17 protein-coding genes are annotated in these 21,942 nt (G+C 68.9%); 9 read left to right on the top strand and 8 right to left on the bottom strand.

The genetic code is table 11. From position 1 onward, the window contains the following. The first annotated feature begins 82 nt into the window (after nt 1–82). On the top strand, nt 83–949 hold the full coding sequence (locus tag QTI51_RS19770) for a LysR substrate-binding domain-containing protein (protein WP_116911237.1): 867 nt from the start codon (nt 83–85) through the stop codon (nt 947–949). Nucleotides 950–977: 28 nt separating this feature from the next. Here the strand turns inward: QTI51_RS19770 and QTI51_RS19765 are convergent, their stop codons facing one another. The 6 genes from QTI51_RS19765 to QTI51_RS19740 are packed head-to-tail and all read right to left on the bottom strand — an operon-like array spanning nt 978 to nt 6,935. Continuing rightward, complete coding sequence (locus QTI51_RS19765; RefSeq protein WP_286515227.1) at nt 978–2,366, bottom strand: FAD-dependent oxidoreductase; 1,389 nt, start codon at nt 2,364–2,366, stop codon at nt 978–980. Nucleotides 2,367–2,387: 21 nt separating this feature from the next. Then, complete coding sequence (locus QTI51_RS19760) at nt 2,388–2,840, bottom strand: GNAT family N-acetyltransferase (protein WP_286515226.1); 453 nt, start codon at nt 2,838–2,840, stop codon at nt 2,388–2,390. Further along, a complete protein-coding gene (locus QTI51_RS19755; protein WP_503011527.1) occupies nt 2,837–3,427 on the bottom strand; it encodes a phosphonate degradation HD-domain oxygenase in 591 nt (196 codons plus the stop codon). Before QTI51_RS19755 ends, QTI51_RS19760 begins: the two co-directional genes overlap by 4 nt. Next, nucleotides 3,421–4,869: a phosphonoacetaldehyde dehydrogenase gene (phnY, locus tag QTI51_RS19750; protein ID WP_286515225.1), complete on the bottom strand. Its 1,449-nt coding sequence runs from the start codon at nt 4,867–4,869 to the stop codon at nt 3,421–3,423. Before phnY ends, QTI51_RS19755 begins: the two co-directional genes overlap by 7 nt. Before the next feature lie 29 nt (nt 4,870–4,898). Further along, nucleotides 4,899–6,125 (bottom strand): phosphonoacetate hydrolase, encoded by a 1,227-nt coding sequence (gene phnA / locus QTI51_RS19745; protein ID WP_286515224.1) that lies wholly within the window; start codon nt 6,123–6,125, stop codon nt 4,899–4,901. A gap of 18 nt (nt 6,126–6,143) precedes the next feature. Further along, entirely contained in the window at nt 6,144–6,935 is a 792-nt protein-coding gene (locus tag QTI51_RS19740) for a phosphonate utilization associated transcriptional regulator (RefSeq protein WP_286515223.1), read from the bottom strand. Nucleotides 6,936–7,099: 164 nt separating this feature from the next. Here QTI51_RS19740 and QTI51_RS19735 point away from each other — a divergent pair, with 164 nt between their 5' ends. The 4 genes from QTI51_RS19735 to QTI51_RS19720 all read left to right on the top strand — a co-directional run bounded on the left by QTI51_RS19735 (nt 7,100) and on the right by QTI51_RS19720 (nt 12,331). Then, entirely contained in the window at nt 7,100–8,173 is a 1,074-nt protein-coding gene (locus tag QTI51_RS19735) for a putative 2-aminoethylphosphonate ABC transporter substrate-binding protein (protein ID WP_286515222.1), read from the top strand. A gap of 73 nt (nt 8,174–8,246) precedes the next feature. Beyond that, nucleotides 8,247–9,380 (top strand): putative 2-aminoethylphosphonate ABC transporter ATP-binding protein, encoded by a 1,134-nt coding sequence (locus tag QTI51_RS19730; RefSeq protein ID WP_116911243.1) that lies wholly within the window; start codon nt 8,247–8,249, stop codon nt 9,378–9,380. A gap of 41 nt (nt 9,381–9,421) precedes the next feature. Then, nucleotides 9,422–11,131, top strand: coding sequence for a putative 2-aminoethylphosphonate ABC transporter permease subunit (locus QTI51_RS19725; RefSeq protein ID WP_286515221.1), 1,710 nt, complete (start codon nt 9,422–9,424; stop codon nt 11,129–11,131). A gap of 69 nt (nt 11,132–11,200) precedes the next feature. After that, nucleotides 11,201–12,331 (top strand): 2-aminoethylphosphonate--pyruvate transaminase, encoded by a 1,131-nt coding sequence (locus tag QTI51_RS19720; RefSeq protein WP_286515220.1) that lies wholly within the window; start codon nt 11,201–11,203, stop codon nt 12,329–12,331. Between the two features lie 108 nt (nt 12,332–12,439). Here the strand turns inward: QTI51_RS19720 and QTI51_RS19715 are convergent, their stop codons facing one another. Both QTI51_RS19715 and psrA read right to left on the bottom strand, forming a co-directional pair. Continuing rightward, complete coding sequence (locus QTI51_RS19715; protein WP_286515219.1) at nt 12,440–13,774, bottom strand: MFS transporter; 1,335 nt, start codon at nt 13,772–13,774, stop codon at nt 12,440–12,442. Between the two features lie 86 nt (nt 13,775–13,860). Continuing rightward, a complete protein-coding gene (gene psrA, locus QTI51_RS19710) occupies nt 13,861–14,952 on the bottom strand; it encodes an iron-containing alcohol dehydrogenase PsrA (RefSeq protein WP_286515218.1) in 1,092 nt (363 codons plus the stop codon). Nucleotides 14,953–15,202: 250 nt separating this feature from the next. Between psrA and QTI51_RS19705 the strand changes: the two genes are divergently transcribed. The 4 genes from QTI51_RS19705 (at nt 15,203) to QTI51_RS19690 (ending at nt 21,930) form a co-directional block, all read left to right on the top strand. Continuing rightward, entirely contained in the window at nt 15,203–16,069 is an 867-nt protein-coding gene (locus QTI51_RS19705) for a LysR substrate-binding domain-containing protein (protein WP_286515217.1), read from the top strand. Nucleotides 16,070–16,172: 103 nt separating this feature from the next. Then, nucleotides 16,173–16,643, top strand: a complete 471-nt coding sequence (locus QTI51_RS19700) for a helix-turn-helix domain-containing protein (RefSeq protein ID WP_286515216.1) — start codon at nt 16,173–16,175, stop codon at nt 16,641–16,643. Beyond that, the gene (locus QTI51_RS19695) at nt 16,636–17,340 is read left to right on the top strand and encodes a nucleotidyl transferase AbiEii/AbiGii toxin family protein (RefSeq protein WP_286515215.1); all 705 of its coding nucleotides are present in this window, start codon (nt 16,636–16,638) and stop codon (nt 17,338–17,340) included. The genes QTI51_RS19700 and QTI51_RS19695 overlap by 8 nt, the downstream gene beginning before the upstream one ends. A 135-nt stretch (nt 17,341–17,475) precedes the next feature. Then, complete coding sequence (locus QTI51_RS19690; protein ID WP_353506540.1) at nt 17,476–21,930, top strand: DEAD/DEAH box helicase; 4,455 nt, start codon at nt 17,476–17,478, stop codon at nt 21,928–21,930. Nucleotides 21,931–21,942 lie beyond the last annotated feature (12 nt).

Genomic DNA, 21,942 nt, shown 5'->3' with positions numbered 1-21,942 from the left:
TGCCCCGCTTACACACGGGCATCACGATCCGTCGGCATCATGTCCGCCATTCAAACCCCACAGAGGCCGGGAGACCCTTGCAGTGACGCTCAACCAGATTCGCGCCTTCATCGCGGTCGCGCACGACGGCGGCTTCACCGCCGCCGCGCGCACGCTGGGCATGAGCCACAGCACGCTCAACTCGCAGATCCAGATGATGGAGCGCGAGTACGGCGCCGAGCTGTTCCACCGCCGCGGCCGGCGCGTGGAGCTCTCCGCGCTGGGGCTGGAAATGCTGCCGCTGGCGCGCCGCATGATCGCGCTCGAGGGCGACATGAGCTCGCTGCTGGACGACAGCGGCCAGCTGCGCCGCGGCTCGTTGAAGGTGGGCGCCGTGGGGCCCTTCCATGTCACCGAGATGATCGAGGCCTACCACGCGGTGCATCCGCGCATCAAGATCTCGGTCACGCTGGGCAACTCCGAGGTGGTGCTCGACGCGCTCGACAAGTACGTGAGCGACGTCGGCGTCGTGGCCAGCCGCTTCCCCGATGCGCGCTACCACATGCAGCTGTACGCGCGCTACCCGGTGATTGCCTTCGTGCACGTGTCGCACCCGTTCGCGAAACGCGAATCCATCGCGCTGAAGGAGCTGGCGGGCCAGCCGCTGCTGATGCGCGAGCCCGGCTCCACCACGCGCAAGGCGCTGGAAGACGCGCTGCTCGAGCGCGGCGTGAGCGTGCAGGTCGCGATGGAAATCGGCAGCCGCGAGGCGCTGCGCGAAGCGGTGGCGCGCGGGCTGGGCATCGGCACGGTCTCGCAGTCGGAGTACGTGCCCGATCCGCGGCTGCGGCCGGTGCGCATCGAGGGCGACGTGGTGTCCACGCACATCCACGTGTGCTGCCTGCGAGAGCGGCGCGAGAGCCGGCTGATTTCGTCGTTCTTCGACGCCATCGCGGCCCGCGCGAACTGACGCGCTGGCCCGGGTTCGCCGCGTTCGCTCAGGCCTTGTCCGCCTTTCCCGCCGCGTTCGCGAATTTGCTCAGCAGCCGGTCGACCATCCAAGGCCGCGTGTCGCGGTCTTCCGCCGCTTCCTTGCGGCGGATGGCGTCGCGCACGACGATCGAGCCGATGTAGCGGATCGGTTCCGGCGGAAACAAACCCAGCGGCCCCTGCAGCAGCGGGCTGCGCGTCCATGCGTTGTCCTCGTCCAGCAGCAGCGACGACAGGATCTGCCCGCCCATATACGTCGGCCCCACGCCGTTGCCCGAATAGCCGAAGCCGTAGTAGATGTGCGGCACGCCGTCGAGCTTGCCGAAGAACGGAAAGCCGGTCACCGAGCGGTCCGAGGGGCCGTTCCAGCTGGCGGTCACGGGCACGTGGCGCAGCGAGGGAAAAAAGTCGTCCAGCGCGCGCTTCAGGTCGGCCTCGTACGGCGAGCGCTGGTCGAACACGGGCGCGATGCGCCCGCCCCAGGCGAAGGTGTTGCCGCCCTTGCCGAGCATCAGCCGGCCGTCGACCGTGGTGCGGTAGTAGTACACGAAGGTGCGCGAGTCGAGCACCGACACGCCGTCGGTCAGGCCCGTGGCGCGCAGCAGTTCGGGGCACTTCTCGGTGATGACCATGTCGCTGGACACGATGGCGATGCTGCGCTCGAACTGCGGCAGCGCGCCGGCCATCCACGCGTTCATCGCCAGCACCAGCTTCGGTGCCTCCAGCGAGCCGCCCGGCGTGCGCACCACGGTCGGGTGGCCCGCGCTGAAGTCGGTCATCGGGCTGCGCTCGTAGATGCGCACGCCCATGCGCAGCGCCACGCGCCGCAGGCCGCGCACCAGCTTGCCCGGGTGCACGGTCGCGGCAATGGGCGAGTACACGCCCGCCAGGTTGCGCGCGGAGCCCGAGCGGCGCGCCACCTCGTCGGGCGGCAGGGTGCGGTACGAATGAATGCCGCAGTCTTCCAGCCCCTTCATCACCGGGTCCAGCGTGCCGACCTGCGCTTGCGAGGTGGCGGTGTAGAGCGTGCCGTCCTGCCGCAGTTCGGCGTCAATGCCGTGCGTGCGGCAGAAGTCGGCGATGTGCTGCACGGCGGCCTCCGAGGCCTTCACGAGGCGAATGGCCTCGGCCTCGCCGAACAGCCGGCGCAGCGTGAAGAACTTGGCCGACCAGGTCAGCAGGCAGCCGCCGTTGCGGCCGCTCGCGCCCGAGCCGCACAGGTCGCTTTCGAGAATGGCGATGTCGAGCGCCGGGTTGCGCTGCTTCGCCTGGATGGCGGTCCACAGCCCGGTGAAGCCGCCGCCCACGATGCACACGTCGGCACGCTGCGCGCCCTGCAGCGCGGGTGCGAGGTCGCCGTCGTTGAAGAGAGCCTGTTCGATCCAGAAGGGGCGCATGTCGCGTGCTCTCCAGCGTTGTCAGGGCTTGCGCCGCATCTCGTAAGAAAAACCGTTCTCGCGCTCGATGAAGAACCCGAGGCGTTCGTAGAGCGCCCTGGCCGGGTTCGCCTTCAACACGCTGAGCGTGAGGTCGGCGCCGGCGCGGGTGGCCTGCCCGACCACCTCGGCCAGCAGCGCCGCGCCGATGCCGCGGCCCTGCCACGCGGGCACCAGCTGGATCTGGATGACCACCCATTCCAGCGCGTCGCGCGACACCTTGAGCAGGCCGACCGGCGCGCCCTGGTGCAGCAGCACTTCGGCGCACTCGAAGCGGTGCATCAGCCGCGCCATGTGGTGCGCGTCGTCGATCTCCGCGCCGGAGGCGACCAGGTGGCCGTTCATGGTTCGCTGCCGCAAGGCGAGCAGGAAGGGAATGTCGTGCGGCGTGGCCGGGCGGCGCGACAACGGCACATCCATGCCAAGGCCGCTCACGCGCGCTCCATGGCCGCCTGCTGCGACGCCGCCACCATGTGCCGCGCGTAGTGCGCCAGGTCGGGCGTCTTCGCGTCGGCGCATTTGGCGCTGTCGTCCCAGCGGCGCAGGCGCACGGCGTCCAGCGCATGCGGCAGGGCTTCGAAGCGCAGCGCCTGCGCGTCGTCGAACACGCCGCCCTGCAGCACCAGGCTGCGCTGCGAGTCCGCGGACAGCGCCTGCAGGTAGCCCGGCTCGCGGGCGCACAGGTAGCGCTTGGCGTCCACGTGCAGGCGAATCGGGTCCAGCGTGGCCGGGCCGAACAGGTGCTTCAGCACGGCGCGGCTGCGGTACTGGTGCAGGTCGTCGGTGCCCTGCTGCGTGGGCGTGCCGCCCATGTCGTGCAGCAGGTGCCCCAGGTCGTGCAGCAGGCTGGCGGCGATGAGCGCGCTGCTCGCGCCGGCCTGCTCCGCCAGGTGCGCGGACTGCAGCGCGTGTTCCAGCTGCGTGACGGGCTCGCCGTCGTACTGCGCGTGGCCCTTGGCCTCGAACAGGGCGACGATGCCCGGGATGTCCAGCGGTGCGGAAAGCGGTGCGTCGGTTACCACGGCAGCGAATAGGTCTTGGTGTTGGTGAAGCTCTTCATCGCCTCGAGCACGCCTTCCTTGTAGCCCAGGCCCGAGTCCTTGATGCCGCCGAAGGGCGTGAGCTCCAGCCTGTAGCCCGGCACTTCGCGCACGTTGACGCTGCCCACGTTCAGCTCGCGAATGAAGCGCGTGATGTCGTCGAGCCGGTTGGTGCAGATCGACGACGACAGGCCGTAGGCCGTGCCGTTCGAGATGCGAATGGCGTCCTCGATGGTCTTGAAGCGGATCACCGGCGACACGGGCCCGAAGGTCTCGTGTTTGGCCACCGTCATCTCGGGGCTGACGCGGTCGAGCACCGTGGGCGAATACGAGGCGCCGTCGCGCACGTTGCCGTGCAGCAGGCGCGCACCGGCCGAAATGGCCTCGTTGACCACGGCCTCGAAATGGCGGGCGGCCGCCTCGTCGATGACGGTGCCCACGTCGGTGGCCGGGTCCATCGGGTCGCCGTGCTTCAGCGCGCGGGTCTTCTCCACCAGCAGTTCCACGAAGCGGTCGGCCACCGACTCCTGCACCAGCATGCGCTTGATGGCGGTGCAGCGCTGGCCCGAGTTCTTGTAGGAACCGCTGGCCGCGAGCGTGGCGGCCTCCTCGATGTCGGCGTCGTCCATCACGATGATCGGATCGTTGCCGCCCAGCTCCAGGATCTGGCGCTTGTACACCGCCTTGCCCGCGATGTACTTGCCGATGGCCACGCCGCCGGTGAAGGTAACGAGGTCGACGTCGGCGTGCGTGAGCATTTCGTCGGCAATCTCGCGCGGGTCGCCCGTGACGACCGACAGCATGGGCGGCGGCAGGCCCGCTTCATAGAGGATGTCGGCCAGCAGGAAGGCCGCCAGCGGCGTCTTCTCGCTCGGCTTGAGCACCATGCGGTTGTTGGTGGCAACAGAGGGGGCCACCTTGTGGATCACCTGGTTCAACGGGTGGTTGAACGGCGTGATGGCGGTGATGACGCCCTGCAGCGGCTCACGCAGCGTATACACCTTGCGGCTCTTGCCGTGGTGCGTGAGGTCGCAGGAAAACACCTGCCCGTCGTCGACCAGCGCCTGGTTGGCCGCGAACAGCAGCACGTCCGACGCGCGGCCCACTTCGTACAGCGAGTCCTTGCGCGACAGGCCCGACTCCATCGTGATGACGCGCGAGATCTCGTCCAGCCGCGACGCGATGATCTCGCCCGCGCGCATCAGGATCTTGTAGCGCTCGTAGCGCGTGAGCGTGGGCTTGTAGTCGCGTGCGATGCGGTACGCCAGGCGCACGTCTTCCAGCGTGGCCTTGGGCACCGTGGCGATCACTTCGCCGGTGTAGGGGTAGGTGACTTCGATGGTGCGGTCGCGATGGATCTTTTCTCCGGCGATGCGCAGCGCTTCCTTGTGGACGGTGCCTGGCTTCAACATGGCTTGGCTCATGGGGTGCTCCGGGGTGCGTCAGCTGCGCGTCATTGCGCGTGGTTCAGGGCGAGGTCGAGGGCGTCGAAGTTGCGCAGCCGGCGGCCGGGCGCAATGCCGGCGACGGGCCGGTTGCAGATCAGCGGCACGCGCTGCTCCGACACGCCGCCGTGCGAGCGCAGCGGCACCTCGAGCGCCGACAGGTCGTGCCGGCTGGCCGAGGTGCCGATGACGGTGCTTTGCTCGCTGACCACCACGATGTCGCCGATGCGGTCCGGCGGCAGCTCGAAGCGCTCGGCGGCCTCCTTGCGCGAGAGCACCAGCTCCATGCCGGGGATGCCCTTGATGCGGTCGATCCAGCCGGGCACGCGCGCCTCGTCGGGCGCGTACACGGTGGCGAAGGAACCGAGCGCGCCGTGGTGCACCACGTAGGGGTCGGTGATGGGCAGGATGACCCGCGCCTCGTCCTTGCCGTACCAGCCGTCGAGCACGTCCTGCAGGTAGATGACCTTGGGCGCGCCCTGCGCGTCGTGCTTGTCGTTCATGCCGTGGTCGGCCGTGAGCACGATGGTGGCGCCCATGGCGTCGAGCTGCGACAGGTAGCCGTCCATCATGGCGTAGAAGGCGTTGGCGGCCGGGCTGCCGGGCGCGGCCTTGTGCTGCACGTAGTCGGTGGTCGACAGGTACATCAGGTCGGGGCGGCGCGACGCCATCAGCTTCACGCCGGCGGCGAAGACGAACTCCGACAGCTCCGCGCTGTACACCGAAGGCACCGGCATGCCGACCATCTCGACCACGCCGTCGATGCCGTTCTCCTCGATGGTGGCCTGGTCTGCCTTCTCCGAGGAAAAGCAGATGCCCTTCATGCGATGGCCCAGCAGCTTGCGCAGCTTGTCCTTCGCGGTGACGACCGCGAGCTTGGCGCCCGCGTCGGCGAAGGCGGCCAGCACGGTGCCCGCGCGCAGGTACTTCGGGTCGTTCATCATCACTTCCTGGCCCAGCTCGCGGTCGAAGAAGTAGTTGCCGCAGATGCCGTGCACCGCGGGCGGCGCGCCCGTCACGATCGACAGGTTGTTCGGGTTGGTGAACGAAGGCACCACGCAGTCGGCCAGCAGGTCGGCGCCGGTCTTGCGCATGCGTTCGATGTACGGCGCCACGCCGGCCGCGATGGCCGCGTCCAGGTAGGCGGGCTCGCAGCCGTCGACGCACACGACCACGACGGGTCGGCTCATCCAGCGATAGCTCCGGGCGTTGACTTCCAGCGTTTTCACGGTCATCTCGGGTCTCCTTGCGGGTCAGGTTGTTCTGCGGGGGGGATGTGAGGTCTGGGGGGCGTGCGGCGAGCCGGGCGCCGGCGTGGTCGCAGTGGACGCAGTCGACGCAGTGGACGCAGTGGCTGCCGCGCCATCGGTGCGGCCCATGGCCTTGTGCATGCGCGCGCGGCTGCCGGCAACGTGCCGGCGCAGCACGTGGCCGGCCGCCTCGGGGTCGCGGCTGGCGATGGCGTCGACGATCTCGCGGTGCTCGTCGGCCGACACGCGCAGGCCGCCGCCGGTGTCGAGCGCGCGCATGCGAAACAGGTGCAGCTCCTTCACCAGGCGCTTGTAGGTCTCGGTGAGCTTGCGGCTGCCGGCGGTGTCCAGCAGGATGTCGTGGAACTGCAGGTTGAGCTGGGCGTACTGCTCCAGGTTCTGCGCCAGCGCGGCTTCGCGCATCGGCTCGATCATGGCGCCCAGGCGCTCCAGCGCGTCGGGCTGCATGCTGGCGGCCACGCGCCGGCCGATGATTTCCTCGAGCGCCTCGCGCAGTTCGTAGATCTCGTCGGCCTCTTCGAACGAGATCTCGCGCACGAACACGCCCCGGTTCTTCTCGTTGCGCACCAAGCCCGCTTCTTCCAGCGCGCGCAGTGCCTCGCGAATGGGCCCGCGGCTGGTGTTGAAGCGCTGCGACAGCTCGCTCTCGTTGATGCGGCTGCCCACCGCGAGCTCGCCGTTCATGATGAGTCGCTCGATTTCTTCCTGCATGAGCATCGGCAGCGAGCTCGATTGGAGGAAGGCCAGGGCGGAGGTGGAGTTGTGCGTTGCCATGGCCGCTATTTTGGCCGCGAATTGAAAACTGTCAACAATCTTTTATTGACAGTCCTCAGTTCACAATCTACATTGACCTCAACCCGAAACCTGGAATGCGATTTCGGGCGCCCGCCAACAGTCCCCTCGCGGGGATCCAACAGCCAGCCGACCAGGAGTGAGAGATGACGATCCATTCAAGCGCACGCCGCCTGACACGAGCCCTGCGCAGTTCCCTCTGCATCGCTGCCACGGGCCTTGCCGCCGTGGGCATTGCCGCCTTGAGCTCGGCGCCGGCCTGGGCCCAGCGCACGCCGCTGCTGGTCTACACGGCGCTGGAAACCGACGCCATGAAGCTCTACAAGGACGGCTTCGAAAAGGCCAACCCCGACATCGAGGTGAAGTGGGTGCGCGACTCCACCGGCATCGTCACCGCCAAGCTGCTGGCCGAAAAAGCCAACCCGCAGGCCGACGTGGTGGCCGGCCTGGCCGCCAGCAGCCTGGCGCTGCTGGCCCAGGAAGGCATGCTGCAGGCGTACGAGCCCAAGGGCTTCGGTGCGCTCAACCCCGCGTACTCCGACAGCGCCCGCCCGCCCTCGTGGGTCGGCATGGACGTGTGGGCCGCCACCATCTGCTTCAACCGCGTGGAGGCCAAGAAGCTGGGCCTGCCCAAGCCCGAGAGCTGGCAGGACCTGGCCAAGCCCGTCTACAAGGGCACCATCACCATGCCCCACCCCGCCTCCAGCGGCACCGGCTACCTCGACGTGTCCTACTGGCTGCAGAACATGGGCGAGGCCGAGGGCTGGAAGTACATGGACGCGCTGCACCAGAACGTGGCCCAGTACGTGCACTCGGGCTCCAAGCCCTGCAAGCAGGCGGGCGCGGGCGAGTTCCCCATCGGCATCTCCTTCGAGTTCCGCGCGCACCAGGTGAAGAAGTCGGGCGCGCCCGTGGACCTGGTCTTTCCGAAGGAAGGCCTGGGCTGGGACATCGAGGCCACCAGCATCATGAAGACCAGCAAGAAGATGGAGCAGGCCAGGCGCTTCGCCGACTGGATGGCCAGCAAGGAGGCCAACCAGATCACGGCGAACTGGTGGGCGGTGGTGGCGTACCCGGGCGTGACGTCGAAGCTCGAAGGCATTCCGGACAACTACGAAAAGATGCTGGCCAAGAACGACCTGAATTGGGCCGCCAAGAACCGCGAACGCATCCTCGCGGAATGGAGCAAGCGCTACGAGGGCAAGGCCGAACCCAAGTGAGCTGAGCGGCGATCCGGTTTTTCAAACCCTGCGACGCCGCGCCGCGCGGCGTTCGCCTCACCGAGTGCGAACCATGGACATGACCGCTGGAAAATTCATCGCCGAAGAGGCGCGCGCCGCCGCGCTGGAGATCGTGGGCGTGCGCAAGGACTTCGAGACCTTCAGCGCGCTGCGCGACATCCACCTGCGCGTGAACGCGGGAGAAATGCTGTGCTTTCTCGGCCCCTCGGGCTGCGGCAAGACCACGCTGCTGCGCATCATCGCGGGGCTGGAGACGCAGACCGCCGGGCAGATCCTGCAGAACGGCAAGGACGTCTCGTGGCTGCCGCCCGACCGGCGCGACTACGGCATCGTGTTCCAGTCGTACGCGCTGTTCCCCAACCTCAGCATTGCCGACAACGTGGGCTACGGGCTGGTCAACTCGCGCGCGCGCAGGGCCGAGATCAAGGCGCGCGTGGACGAGCTGCTGAAGCTGGTGGGCCTGCCGACCTCGGGCCACAAGTACCCCAGCCAGCTCTCCGGCGGCCAGCAGCAGCGCGTGGCGCTGGCGCGCGCGCTGGCCACCCGCCCCGGCCTGCTGCTGCTGGACGAGCCGCTGTCCGCGCTCGACGCGCTGGAGCGCATCCGCCTGCGCGGCGAGATCCGCCGGCTGCAGAAGCAGGTGGGCATCACCACCATCATGGTCACGCACGACCAGGAAGAGGCGCTGTCGATGGCCGACCGCATCGTGGTCATGAACCACGGCGTGATCGAGCAGGTCGGCACGCCGCTGGACATCTACGAGCAGCCGGCCACGCCCTTCGTGGCCGACTTCGTGGGCAAGGTCAACGTGCTGCGCGCGGTGGCGCTGGGCCGCCAGCGCTTCAAGGTCGGCGACCTGGAGCTGCAGTGCGACGCCTGCGACGGCGCCTTCACGCCGGGCGACGCGGTCAACCTCTACCTGCGGCCCGAAGACCGCATGGCCGAGAACCTGCGCGAGGACACCGCCAACCGCATGAACGTGCTGGTGAGCAAGGTCGAGTTCCTGGGCGGCCTGTGCATCGCCGAAGTCACGGCGCAGGCGCTGCACGGCCAGACGCTGGGCCTGCACTTTTCGCTCAACCAGTTGCACGACCTCGACATCCGCGAGGGCAACACCATCGAGATCGCGCTGCGGGCCAACCGCATTCGCGCGTTTGCGGCGCCGGCCGCCCAGGCGGTCGCATGAACACGCTGGCGCATACCCCCCACGGAGCCGGCGCGTCCGCCATGGCCCCGCCGGCAGCCTCGCGCCGCACCGGCATGCGCTGGAGCCGCGACGAGATCATCGCGCGCGCGGTGCTGCTCGCGGTGATGGCCATGCTGTTCGTGTTCCTGGTCGCCCCGCTGGTGACCATCCTGGCGCATGCGGTGCAGGACAAGGACGGCCGCTTCGTCGGCCTGGCCCACTTCATCACCTACTTCCAGACGCCCAGCCTGCTGCGCGCGGCCTGGAACTCGGTGTGGGTCTCGGCGGCGGTGGTGGCCATCGCGGTGCCCACGGCCTTCGTGTTCGCCTATGCGCTCACGCGCAGCTGCATGCCCGTGTGGCTGAAGGCCACGTTCAGGCTGGTTGCGCTCATTCCGCTGCTGGCGCCCTCGCTGCTGTCGGCCATCTCGTTCGTGCAGTGGTTCGGCAACCAGGGCTCGCTCAAGTTCCTGCTGGGCGGCATGTCGATCTACGGCGCGCCGGGCATCATCCTGGCCGAGGTCTACAACACCTTTCCGCACGCGCTGATGATCCTGGTCACCGCGCTGTCGCTGGCCGACGGCCGGCTGTACGAGGCCGCCACCGCGCTGCGCACCCGGCCGCTGCGCCAGTTCATGACCATCACGCTGCCGTCGTGCAAGTACGGGCTCATCAGCGCATCGACCGTGGTCTTCACCTACGTGGTGAGCGACTTCGGCGCGCCCAAGGTCATCGGCGGCAACTTCAACGTGCTGTCGGTCGACGTGTTCAAGCAGGTGGTGGGGCAGCACAACTTTTCCATCGGCGCGGTGGTCGGCATGCTGCTGCTGCTGCCCTCGGTGATTTCCTTCGCCATCGACTACGTGGTTCGCCGCAAGCTCAAGGCGCAACTCACCGCGCGCTCGGTGCCCTACAGGCCCAAGCCGCGCAAGGTGGCCGACGCGCTGCTGCTGGCGTTCTGCGCCGGGGTGTGCGCGCTGCTGCTGGCCACCATCGGCATGGCCGTGTACACCTCGGTGATCACGCTGTGGCCGTACGACCTGTCGCTCACGCTCAAGCACTACCACTTCGTGCTGCTCGAAAGCGACATGGCCGCGGCCTACTTCAACAGCCTCACGGTGGCGGCCATCACGGCCGTGGCCGGCTCGTTCATCGTGTTCGTGGGCGCCTACCTGATCGAGAAGACGCGCAACCTCGGCATGATGCGCCGCACCATGCACATGATGGCGGTGCTGTCGATGGCCGTGCCCGGCCTGGTGCTCGGCCTGGGCTACGTGATGTTCTTCAACCACCCGGCCAACCCGCTGGGTTTCCTGTACCAGACGATGGCCATCCTGGTCGTCTCGATGGTGGTGCACTACTACACCTCCAGCCACCTCACGGCGGTGACGGCGCTCAAGCAGATCGACAACGAGTTCGAGGCCGTCTCGGCCTCGCTGAAGGTGCCCTTCGTCAAGACCTTCTTCCGCGTGACGGTGCCGGTGTGCCTGCCCGCCATCCTGGACATCGGGCGCTACTTCTTCGTGGTGTCCATGGCCAGCCTGTCGTGCGCCATCTTCCTGTACACGCCCGACACCATCCTGGCGTCGGTGGCGATCATGCACATGGACGACGCCGGCGACATCGGCCCGGCCGCAGCGCTCGCGAGCCTGATCGTCGTCACCTCCACCGTCGTGTGCATCGTGTATTCGCTGCTCACGCGCGTGCTGCTGGCGCGCACGCAGGCCTGGCGCCTGTCGGGGCGCACCTGAGGCCGGATTGCCCCTCGCCCTTCCAACCCTTCCCGCTCTTTCGCTCTTTACCTGTACGGAGACATCACGATGAGTTCGACCACCAGCCCCATCCTCCTCACGCCGGGCCCGCTCACCACCTCGCAGCGCACGCGCCAGGCCATGCTGCGCGACTGGGGCTCCTGGGACGGCGACTTCAACAAGATCACCGCGCGCATCCGCGAGCGCGTGCTCGACATCGTGCACGGCCAGGGCACGCACGAATGCGTGCCCATGCAAGGCAGCGGCACCTTCTCGGTGGAAGCCGCCATCGGCACGCTGGTGCCACGCAACGGCCACGTGCTGGTGCCCAGCAACGGCGCCTACTGCCAGCGCCTGGCGAAGATCTGCCGGGTGCTCGGTCGCAAGGTGACCACCATCGACTACACCGAAGACCAGCAGGTGCAGCCCGCCGACGTGGAGCGCGCCCTGGCCGCCGACCCCGGCATCACGCACGTGGCGGTGGTGCACTGCGAAACCGGCGCCGGCGTGCTCAACCCGCTGCACGACATCGCGCAGGTCGTGGCCCACCACGGGCGCGGCCTGATCGTCGACGCCATGAGCTCCTTCGGCGCGCTGGAGATCGACGCGCGCAAGACGCCGTTCGACGCCGTCATCGCCGCCTCCGGCAAGTGCCTGGAAGGCGTGCCGGGCATGGGCTTCGTGGTGGCGCGCCGCGCCGTGCTGGCGCAGTGCGAAGGCAACTGCCACTCGCTGAGCATGGACCTGTACGAGCAGTGGGTGTACATGGAGAAGACCACGCAGTGGCGCTTCACGCCGCCCACGCACGTGGTGGCCGCGCTGGACGAAGCCATCGCGCAGTACCTCGAGGAAGGCGGGCTCGCGGCGCGCGGCGGCCGCTATGCGCGCAACTGCAAGGCGCTGGTCGACGGCCTGGCTGCGCTCGGCCTGCGCAGCTTTCTGCCGCCCGGGATCCAGGCGCCGATCATCGTCACCTTCCACGCGCCCGACGACGCCAACTACGACTTCAAGACCTTCTACCAGGAGGTGAAGAAGCGCGGCTACATCCTCTACCCCGGCAAGCTGACCCAGGTCGAGACCTTCCGTGTCGGGTGCATGGGGCACTTCGGCGAGGCGGGCATTCCGGGTGCGGTGGAAGCCATTGCGCAGACGCTGAAGGCCATGGGCATCCGGCAAGGCGCGGCGGCAGTGGCGGCCTGACAGGGTTCGCGAGGCACGAAGAAAGGGGCGCATCGCGTCCCTTTTTTTGTTCACCATCGACATCGACATCGCCATCGCCTGTGTCGGTGCCGGTGCCGGTGAAGCGCTTCAGCGGCGAATGAACACCGCGATGCCGGCGCTGATGAGGCAGCTCGCCGCCACGATGGGAAACACCATCGACGTGTTGCCCGAGTGGTCCAGCATGCGGCCGATCAGCGGCTCGCCGAGGCCCGCGAGCAGGTACGAGAAGAAGTTCATGACGCCGGTGGCCGTGCCCGAGCGCTTGGCGCCGACCAGGTCGGGGCACAGTGCCCAGAACGAAGAAGCCGGCCCGTAGACGAAGAAGCCCGCGAGAAAGAGCAGCGCCAGCCCGCCGATGCTGGTGGGCAACAGGTACATGCCCACGGAGGCCAGCGCCCCCAGCAGCATGTACAGCACGATGGCCTTGTAGCGCTTCGAGCCGAACACGCGGTCGGAGATCCATCCGTTGGTGAGCGCGCCGAAGGCCATGCCCACAGGCAGCGCGACCGAGATCCAGGCCGGGTCGATCATGCCGTCGGCCATCTTGCTCCAGTCCTTGCCCAGGAAGTGCACCGGCACCCAGACGATCAGCCCGTAGCGCGCCGCGTTCTGGAAGCCGATGGACAGCGCCGCGATCAGCAGCCTGGGGTTGGAGATCACGGCCTTGTAGCGCGACCAGGAGCTTTCTTCGGCGGTCTCCTGGGTGGATGCACCAGTTGACGCATTCACCGCGTTTGCTGCCTTCGCGTCTTCCGCATTGGCGATGCCCGTGTCCGGCGACTTGAAGCCCAGGTCTTCAGGTCGCTCCCGGGCAATCAGGTAGAACGCGATGCCGCCCACGAGCATCAGCAGCACCGGCAGCCTGAAGATCCAGCGCCAGTCCAGGTGCAGCACGTTGACCACGATGATCGACGTGACGAAGGACAACACCGACGCGCAGCCCGCGGCGAAGGTGTAGCAGCCGAAGACCTTGCCGCGCTCCCCCGCGCCCCACCAGTTCGACAGCAGCCGGCTGCCCGGCGCCCAGCCGAGCGCCTGGAAGTAGCCGTTTATGCCCCAGGGGATCGCCAGGCTCTTGAAGCCGACCGCGAAGCTCACCACCCAGTTGGCCGCGCAGGACAGGATGGCGCCGGCCGTCATCACGCGGCGCCCGCCGAACTTGTCGGCCAGGTTGCCGTTGATGGCCTGCCCGATGGCGTAGCACCACAGCAGGCTGGCCGAGGCCCAGCCCAGCACCTCCTTCGACAGGCCGAACTCCTTCTGCAGCCCCGGAATGGCGAAGCCGAAGGTCTGCCGGCCCGTGTAGAAAAAGAAGTAGCAGAACATGGCGGCCAGCAGCATTCGCCACTGCGCGCGCCGGAATGATTGCGCCAGCGGCGGCGCGTACGTGCCGGCCCGAAGGCCCTGGTTTGCCAATTGCATGGTTTGTCTCCTGTCTTCCTGGCGGACGTGGGTCCGCGGAACCGGCTCGCAGGCCGGCATTGTTGTGGAACGCTCTGCAGATTCAACTAGGCGGAGACCGCCCCGATGAAATTCTTTCCGCGCGCGCCCTCCATGGCGCGCGCGATCATGGCGGCGGCTTCGCCGTCCGCCACGCCGTAGTCCGCGAACTCGGTCTTCACGCCGAGCCCTTGCAGAAACGCGCGCAGCCGCGCGGCGCCCGCGGCCAGGTCCGTGCCGAACAGGCGCTGCAGCGTGCGGTCACGGTCGGGCGAGCGGGCCCAGGCCTTTTCCAGCACCAGCGGCAGCGTGAACGAGCAGGCGATGCCATGCGGCAGGCCGTGGCGCAGCGTCATCTCGTACGAAATCGAATGCGCCAGTGCGGTCTTGGTGTTGGAGAACGCCAGGCCGGCCTTCAGCGCGGCCAGCGCCATGCGCTCGCGCAGGTCGATGCTGCCGAGGTCGGCCCGCAGCGCCGGCAGGCACTCGAAGATGTCCTGCACCGCCGAGATCGCGAAGGTGTCGGAGATCGGGTTCGCGTTGACGTTCCATACCGACTCCAGCGCATGCGAGAGCGCATCGAGCCCCGTGGACACCGTGGTGCCCGCGGGCACCGAGAGCATCAGCTCGGGGTCGACGATGGCCGCCTCGGGCCAGGTGGCGTCCAGGTGCAGCGAGTACTTCTTCTGGTTGGCCGCGTCCCACAGGGTGGCCCACGGCGTCACCTCGCTGCCGGTGCCCGCGGTGGTGGGCACGGCAATCAGCGGCTTCACGCCGGCGGGCACGAAAGGCTTGCCGGTGGCCAGCAGGCCGACCAGTTCGTCGAACCGTCCGCTGGCCGTGCCCACCATCAGCGCCTTGGCGGTGTCGATGGCGCTGCCGCCGCCCACCGCCACGATGGCGTCGCAGCCGTCGGCCGATCGCCAGAAGCGGTTGTACAGCGCAGCCAGGTGCGACACGTCGGGGTTCGGCCGCACGTCGTCGATCACGCCGAGCAGCGCGTCTTTCAGCAGCGCGCGCAGGCGCGCGACCAGGCCGAGTTCGCGGGCCTCGGGAAAGGTGACGACGACGACGCGGCGGCCGGCAAGAACGGCGGGCAGCCGCGCGAGGCTGCCGCGGCCGCAGTGAATGGCAACGGGGTTGTGGAACGCGTGGGGCATCGGGCTTGTCTCCGGTATCGGGTGTTGTTGCTGCGTGGTGTCGGCGTGCGCATGTGGGCGGCTGCAGGGCAGTGTCGAAGCCGCGCGCCATCGCGTCCAATCGCATTTGCGATGCCCGCGTGGTCGAAAACCGATGGATCGGCGCCGGCGCGAATCGTCACGCGGGAAAGCGCGCATGCACACACCCGCGCGCATGTGAGAGCCTTGCCCGACCCCAAGACCGCGCCCCGCGAGGACCAGCGCCGCGCCCATGTTTCACCAGTACTACAAATCGATCCGTTGCTTTCACGCCGTGGCGAAGACGGGCGGCTTCACCTCGGCGGCGCAGTACCTGCACATCGGCCAGCCCACGGTGACCGACCAGGTCAAGGCGCTGGAGACGCGCTTCAGCGTGGAGCTGCTGCTTCGCACCGGCCGCAGCGTGCGCCTCACCTCGGCGGGCGAGCGGCTCTACGCCATCACGCAGGGCCTGTTCGGCCAGGAGGAAGAAGCCATCCAGTTCCTGCAGAGCGCGCACAAGCTGAAGGTGGGCCTGGTGCGCGTGGGTGCCGTGTCGCCGCCCATGGCGCTGGAGCTGGCGCGCAACTTCAGGCAGGCGCACGCGTCGCTGGAGCTCACGGTGTCCATCGGCTCCGAGGCATCGACCCTGCGCGGCCTGCAGGACTTCGACATCGACGTGGGCATCGTGGCCGAGCCCGCGGAAGTCGAGGGCCTGCACGTGGTGCCCTACCGCAACGAACGCATCGTGGCCGTGGTGCCCGAAGACCACCCCTGGACGAAGCGCGCCGCCATCTCCACCGCCGACATCGGCGGCGAGATGGTCATCCTGCGCGAACCGGGCTCCAAGACCCGCCATCGCGTCGAGCGTGCGTGCCGCCAAAGCAATGTGCGGCTGAACTGCGTCATGGAGATCAACAGCCGCGAGGCCATCCTGCATGCGGTGGCCAACGGCATGGGCATCGGCTTTGTGACGCAGGTCGAGTTCATTCCGCTGCCGGGCCTGGCGGCCGTGATGATCGACGACGACGCGCTGTCGATCGGCTATTCGCTGTGCTGCCTGTCGGTGCGGCAGGAACGGCCGCTGATTCGGGCGTTGTTCGGCGTGGCGTTGGGCTGAGGCGGGTGGCTAGTGCCGTTGGCGGCCCCGCTAATTGCAGGCAGGCCACGAAAATATAACTCATTCTGGACAAATTGCCGAATTTGTCTAATATTAGATACAAATGCCAGCCACCGCCCCTCAACGGACTTCCACCGCAGGCCGCCGCCTCTCGGCGCTAGGCCAGCGCATCCATGCCCGCCGCAAGGCATTGAAGGTCAGCGCCGGCACCACGGCGGAAGCCGCCGGAATGTCCCGCATGACGCTGTACCGAATCGAACGCGGAGAGCCCTCCGTCACCATGGGCGCGTACATGAACGCGCTGGATGCGTTGGGGCTCGATGTCGAAGTGACCACGGCCGTGCAAGCACGCACACCGGCAACGCTGCCGCAGGGAATCAAGGTCGCCAGCTATCCACAGCTGCGTCGAATTGCGTGGCAGTTGTCTCCAGGCGCCGAACTCACGTCCGAAGAAGCTTGGGGAACCTACGAGCGGAACTGGCGGCACGTCGATGTCGCCGCGCTCGACGCGAACGAGCGCCGGTTGCTGGCCGATCTGGCCCTCGCACTCGGCAGGAAGCCGTTGCATGTTTGAACGGCCACACCATCAGCGAATCGCCTACGTGCTAGGGGCGCTCGACGCGGAACTGCTCATCAGCAATCGCTGTCTCTTCGGCGGCGGTACCGCCATCGCGCTTCGCTACGGCGAGTACCGCGAGTCGGTGGACATCGACTTTCTCGTCTCCGACATCGCGGGCTATCGCCAGCTGCGCCAGTTGCTGACGAGCGAGCGCGGCCTTGGCGCGCTCGCCCGCGCAGGCCGTGACATTCAGCAGGCCCGAGAACTTCGCGCCGATCAATACGGCATTCGGTCCGCAGTGCGTGTGGGTGAAGTCGACATCAAGTTCGAAGTTGTTCTTGAAGCACGTATCCAGCTCGATCCACCCGGCGCCGAGGACCGGATCGAGGGCGTCGCAACGCTCACGCCGCTGGACATGGCAACCGGCAAGCTGCTCGCAAACTCTGACCGCTGGGCCGACGACAGCGTCTTCAATCGCGACCTCATCGACCTGGCGATGATGAAGCCGGGCACTGCGATGTTGCGTCGGGCCGCGAGCAAAGCCCGAGGCGCCTACGGCGACAGCATCGACACCGACCTGGTCAAGGCGGCCCGCACCTTGTTGGCGCGCCAAGGCCGGCTGGACAGGTGCATGGACATGCTGCAGATGACGCCGGCTGTGACGCCGGCGTTGCTTCGACAGCGAATCAAGGCGTTGCTGCCGCGGGCCTGACGAGCCGCAGGCAGCAGTTGGCATCCCGTCGAGCAGGGGCATACGACCAGGCTTGAGATTGCGCCCACCGTCCCGAACTGGTCATTTCCTGCCCCGTTGCGCCGCTCCGGCGCTGGCAGTAGCCTTTGGCTCCAAGTGCCCCTGCATTCCTTCCACCCCGCCGTCGCCCAGTGGTTCCTTCGAACCTTTCCCGGCCCCACTTCCGCGCAGACCGCGGCGTGGCCGGCGATACGCGCCGGGCGCGACACGCTGGTGGCCGCGCCGACCGGCTCGGGCAAGACGCTCACGGCCTTTCTCGCGGCGCTGGACGATTTGGTGCGCCGGGGCCTTTGCACCGACCTGCCCGGCGGCCTGCCGGACGAGACGGCGGTGGTCTACGTGTCGCCGCTGAAGGCGCTGTCGAACGACATCCGCCTGAACCTCGAGGCGCCGCTCGCGGGCATTCGCGCCGAGCTGGCGGCGCTGGGCCTGCCCGATGTCGACATCCGCACCGCGGTGCGCACCGGCGACACGCCGCAGCGCGAGCGCCAGCAGAGCCTGCGCCGGCCGCCGCACATCCTGGTGACCACGCCGGAGTCGCTCTACGTGCTGCTGGGCTCGGCCTCGGGCCGCAAGATGCTCTCGACGGTGCGCAGCGTGATCGTCGACGAGATCCATGCCATCGCCGCGAGCAAGCGCGGCAGCCACCTGGCGCTGTCGCTGGAGCGGCTGCAGGCGCTGTGCGAGGCGCACGCTGACGCACGAGGTGACAAAGGATCGCGGCCGGTGCGCATCGGCCTCTCGGCCACGCAGAAGCCCATCGACGAGGTCGCGCGCTTCCTGGTCGGTGCCGGCGCGCTGCGCGCCGACGGCACGGCCGACTGCGCCATCGTCGACATCGGCTATGCCAAGCAACGCGATTTGGCGCTCGAACTGCCGCCCACGCCGCTGGAGGCCGTGATGTCGGGCGACCAGTGGACCCAGGTGTACGCGCGCGTGGCCGAACTGGTGTGGCTGCACAAGACCACGCTGGTGTTCGTCAACACGCGCCGCATGGCCGAGCGCGCGGCGCGGCACCTGGGCGACATCCTGGGCAAGGAGGCGGTGGCGGCGCACCACGGCAGCCTGTCGAAGGAAACGCGGCTGTCCGCCGAGCAGCGCCTGAAGCGCGGCGAGCTGAAGGTGCTGGTGGCCACCGCGTCGCTGGAGCTGGGGCTGGACATCGGCGACGTCGACCTGGTCTGCCAGATCGGCTCACCCCGCGCCATCGCCACCTTCCTGCAACGCGCGGGGCGCTCGGGCCATGCGGTGGGCGGGGTGCCGAAGGCGCGGCTTTTTCCGCAGTCGCGCGACGAGCTGGTCGAATGCGCCGCGCTGCTCGACTGCATCCGCCGCGGCGAACTCGACGCGCTGCGCGTGCTGCCCGCGCCGCTCGATGTGCTGGCCCAGCAGATCGTTGCCGAAACGGCCTGCCGCGAATGGAACGAAGACGAACTCTTCGCGCTCGTGCGCCGCGCCTGGCCCTATGCGAGCCTCACGCACGCGCGCTTCATGGAAGTGGTGCGCATGGTGTCCGAAGGCTTCACCACGCGGCAGGGCCAGCGCGCCGGCTACGTGCACCGCGACGCGGTGAACCACCTGCTGCGCGAGCGCAAGGGCGCGCGCATGACGGCGCTGACCTCGGGCGGCACCATTCCCGAGACCGGCGACTACACCGTCATGCTGGAGCCGCAGGCCGACAAGATCGGCACGGTGAACGAAGACTTCGCGGTCGAGAGCCTGGCGGGCGACGTGTTCCAGCTGGGCAACACCAGCTACCGCATCCTGAAGATAGAACCGGGCCGCGTGCGGGTCGAAGACGCGCAAGGCGCCGCGCCCAACATTCCGTTCTGGCTCGGCGAGGCGCCGGGGCGCAGCGACGAGCTGTCGTTCGGCGTGTCGCGGCTGCGCGAAGAGGTGGCGCAGGCGCTGGAAGCGGATGGCCCCGAAAATCGAAGCAAGGGCAAGGGCGCCATGGTGCTCCTTACGCAGGCCCTGGGGCTCGGCGACGAAGCCGCTCGCCAGATCGTCGATCACCTCGCCCACGCGCTGGCCGTGCTGGGCGCGTTGCCCACGCAGCGCACGCTGGTCATGGAACGCTTCTTCGACGCATCGGGCGGCATGCAGCTGGTAATTCATTCGCCCTTCGGCAGCCGCCTCAACCGCGCGTGGGGCCTGGCGCTGCGCAAGCGCTTTTGCCGCACCTTCAACTTCGAGCTGCAGGCGGCGGCGACCGAAGACGCGATCGTGCTGTCGCTGTCGACCAGCCACAGCTTCGCGCTCGACGAGGTGGCGCGCTACCTGCACTCGGCCTCGGCCCTGCACGTGCTGGTGCAGGCGCTGCTCGACGCACCGCTTTTCGGCGTGCGCTGGCGCTGGAACGCGACCACCGCGCTGGCGCTGCCGCGCTTCAGCGGTGGGCGCAAGGTGGCGCCGCAGCTGCAGCGCATGCGCTCCGAAGACTTGCTGGCGGCCGTGTTCCCCGACCAGGTGGCGTGCGCGGAAAACATCGTCGGCGAGCGCGAGGTGCCGGAGCACCCGCTGGTCGCGCAGACGCTGGACGACTGCCTGCACGACGCCATGGACGCCGAAGGCTGGCTCGCGCTGCTGCGCCGCATGGAGGCCGGCGAGGTGCGCGTGCTGGCGCGCGACCTGCCCGCGCCCTCCCCGCTCGCGATGGAAGCGCTGAATGCGCGGCCCTATGCGTTCCTGGACGACGCGCCGCTCGAAGAGCGCCGCACGCAGGCCGTGCAGAACCGCCGCTACACCGACCCCGAGAGCGCCGACGACGTGGGCCAGCTCGATGCGGATGCCATCGCCAGCGTGCGCGACGAAGCCTGGCCGCAGCCGCGCAACGCCGACGAGATGCATGAGGCGCTGGGCATGCTCGGCGCGCTGGGCGACGACGAAGTCGTTCGGCAGGCGGACTGGAAGAAGTGGCTCGCCGCGCTCGCCAAGGCGGGCCGCGCGACGCGCCTGCTGGTCGAAGGCACGGGCCGCACGGCGCGCGGCCTGTGGGTGACGGCCGAGCGCCTGCCCCTGCTGCAGGCCATCGCGCCCGAAGCGACGATGCAGCCCGCCATCGAGGCGCCCGCCGATGCCGAGCAGCCTGCCGACCGCGACACGGCACTGCGCGAGCTGCTGCGCTCCCGCCTCGGCGGGCTCGGCCCTGTCACCGTGGCGCAGCTGGCCGCGCCGCTGTGGCTGGCCGCTACCGAGGTCGAAGCCGCCCTGCTCGCGCTGCAGGCCGAAGGCAGCGTGCTGCAGGGCCGCTTCACGCCCGGCACCGCGCACGTCGAGTGGTGCGAGCGGCATCTGCTGGCGCGCATCCACCGGTACACGCTGAAGCGGCTGCGCCGCGAGATCGAACCCGTGGAGCCGCGCGACTTCGTGCGCTTTCTGTTCGCGTGGCAGCGCATTGGCGCGGCCTCGCGCGTGAGCGGGCCGGAGGCGCTGTCGGGCATCCTGTCGCAGCTCGAAGGCTACGAGGCGCCCGCGCCGCTGTGGGAGGCCGAGCTGCTGCCCGCGCGCGTGAGCGACTACGCGGGCGCGTGGCTCGACGACCTGTGCACCGCCGGGCGCGTGCTGTGGACGCGGCTGCGGCCGAACGCCACCGAAACCGGTGATGGACGTGACGGACGTGACGGACGTGAAGCACGCAAGGGCACGGGCAGCCTCTCGTTGCGCGCCACGCCGGTGGTGCTGCTGCCGCGCCGCAGCGCCGCGCTGTGGGCCAGCCTGGCCCCGGCCCCGGTGGACGACGACACGCTGGGCTCGCGCGCGACGCGCGTGGCCGCGCATCTGGCGCAGCACGGCGCCTGCTTCTTCGACGAGATCGCGGCGGGCACGCGGCTGCTTCCGGTCGAGATCGAAGAGGCGCTGACCGAGCTGGTCGCCAAGGGCCGCGCGCGCTGCGACAGCTACGCCGGGCTGCGCGCCTTGCTGGTGCCCGCATCGAAGCGGGCCTCGGCCGACACGCGCCGTCGTCGCCGCACGCCGCTCTTCGGCATCGAGGATGCGGGCCGCTGGACGCTGGTGCGCCCCCCGGCCGCCGCCGAGGCCGTGGCCGCCACGTCGGCAGAAGCCATCGAGCAGGTGGTGCATGTGCTGCTGCGCCGCTACGGCGTGATCTGCTGGCGCCTGCTCGAGCGCGAGGCCGCATGGCTGCCGCCGTGGCGCGACCTGGTGCGCGTGAGCCGGCGGCTGGAGGCGCGCGGCGAGATCCGTGGGGGCCGCTTCATCGCTGGCGTGTCCGGCGAGCAGTTCGCGCTGCCCGAAGCGGTCGCTTCGATGCGCCAGGTGCGCAGGGAGCCGGGCGACGGCGCGCTCATCGCGCTGGCGGCCAGCGACCCGGCCAACCTGCTGGGCACGCTCGTCAACGGGCCCAAGGTGCCGCGCGTCGCGGGATCGCGCGTGCTTTACCAGGACGGCGTGCCGATCGCGACCAGCGTGGCGGGCGAGTTCGCCGCGCTGGTCACGCTCGATGCACAGCAGACGCAGGCCGCCCGGCGCGCGCTGGCGCTGGACGCGCCGCTGCGGCTTTTCGAGCTGGCCATGCAGCAGGCCGGCTAAGCGGAGATTGAG

Source organism: Variovorax sp. J22G73 (assembly GCF_030317035.1).
Classification (GTDB): domain Bacteria; phylum Pseudomonadota; class Gammaproteobacteria; order Burkholderiales; family Burkholderiaceae_C; genus Variovorax.
Note: the sequence above shows the minus strand (reverse complement) of the source record. Positions and strands in the feature narration are given on the sequence as shown.

Bases quoted from the DNA above. Each gene is read 5' to 3' on its own strand.
- QTI51_RS19740 (WP_286515223.1), bottom strand. From the start codon at position 6,935: ATGGCAACGCACAACTCCACCTCCGCCCTGGCCTTCCTCCAATCGAGC.
- QTI51_RS19765 (WP_286515227.1), bottom strand. From the start codon at position 2,366: ATGCGCCCCTTCTGGATCGAACAGGCTCTCTTCAACGACGGCGACCTC.
- phnA (WP_286515224.1), bottom strand. From the start codon at position 6,125: ATGACCGTGAAAACGCTGGAAGTCAACGCCCGGAGCTATCGCTGGATG.
- QTI51_RS19730 (WP_116911243.1), top strand. From the start codon at position 8,247: ATGGACATGACCGCTGGAAAATTCATCGCCGAAGAGGCGCGCGCCGCC.
- psrA (WP_286515218.1), bottom strand. From the start codon at position 14,952: ATGCCCCACGCGTTCCACAACCCCGTTGCCATTCACTGCGGCCGCGGC.
- phnY (WP_286515225.1), bottom strand. From the start codon at position 4,869: ATGAGCCAAGCCATGTTGAAGCCAGGCACCGTCCACAAGGAAGCGCTG.
- QTI51_RS19705 (WP_286515217.1), top strand. From the start codon at position 15,203: ATGTTTCACCAGTACTACAAATCGATCCGTTGCTTTCACGCCGTGGCG.
- QTI51_RS19715 (WP_286515219.1), bottom strand. From the start codon at position 13,774: ATGCAATTGGCAAACCAGGGCCTTCGGGCCGGCACGTACGCGCCGCCG.
- QTI51_RS19700 (WP_286515216.1), top strand. From the start codon at position 16,173: ATGCCAGCCACCGCCCCTCAACGGACTTCCACCGCAGGCCGCCGCCTC.
- QTI51_RS19735 (WP_286515222.1), top strand. From the start codon at position 7,100: ATGACGATCCATTCAAGCGCACGCCGCCTGACACGAGCCCTGCGCAGT.
- QTI51_RS19720 (WP_286515220.1), top strand. From the start codon at position 11,201: ATGAGTTCGACCACCAGCCCCATCCTCCTCACGCCGGGCCCGCTCACC.
- QTI51_RS19695 (WP_286515215.1), top strand. From the start codon at position 16,636: ATGTTTGAACGGCCACACCATCAGCGAATCGCCTACGTGCTAGGGGCG.
- QTI51_RS19725 (WP_286515221.1), top strand. From the start codon at position 9,422: ATGGCCCCGCCGGCAGCCTCGCGCCGCACCGGCATGCGCTGGAGCCGC.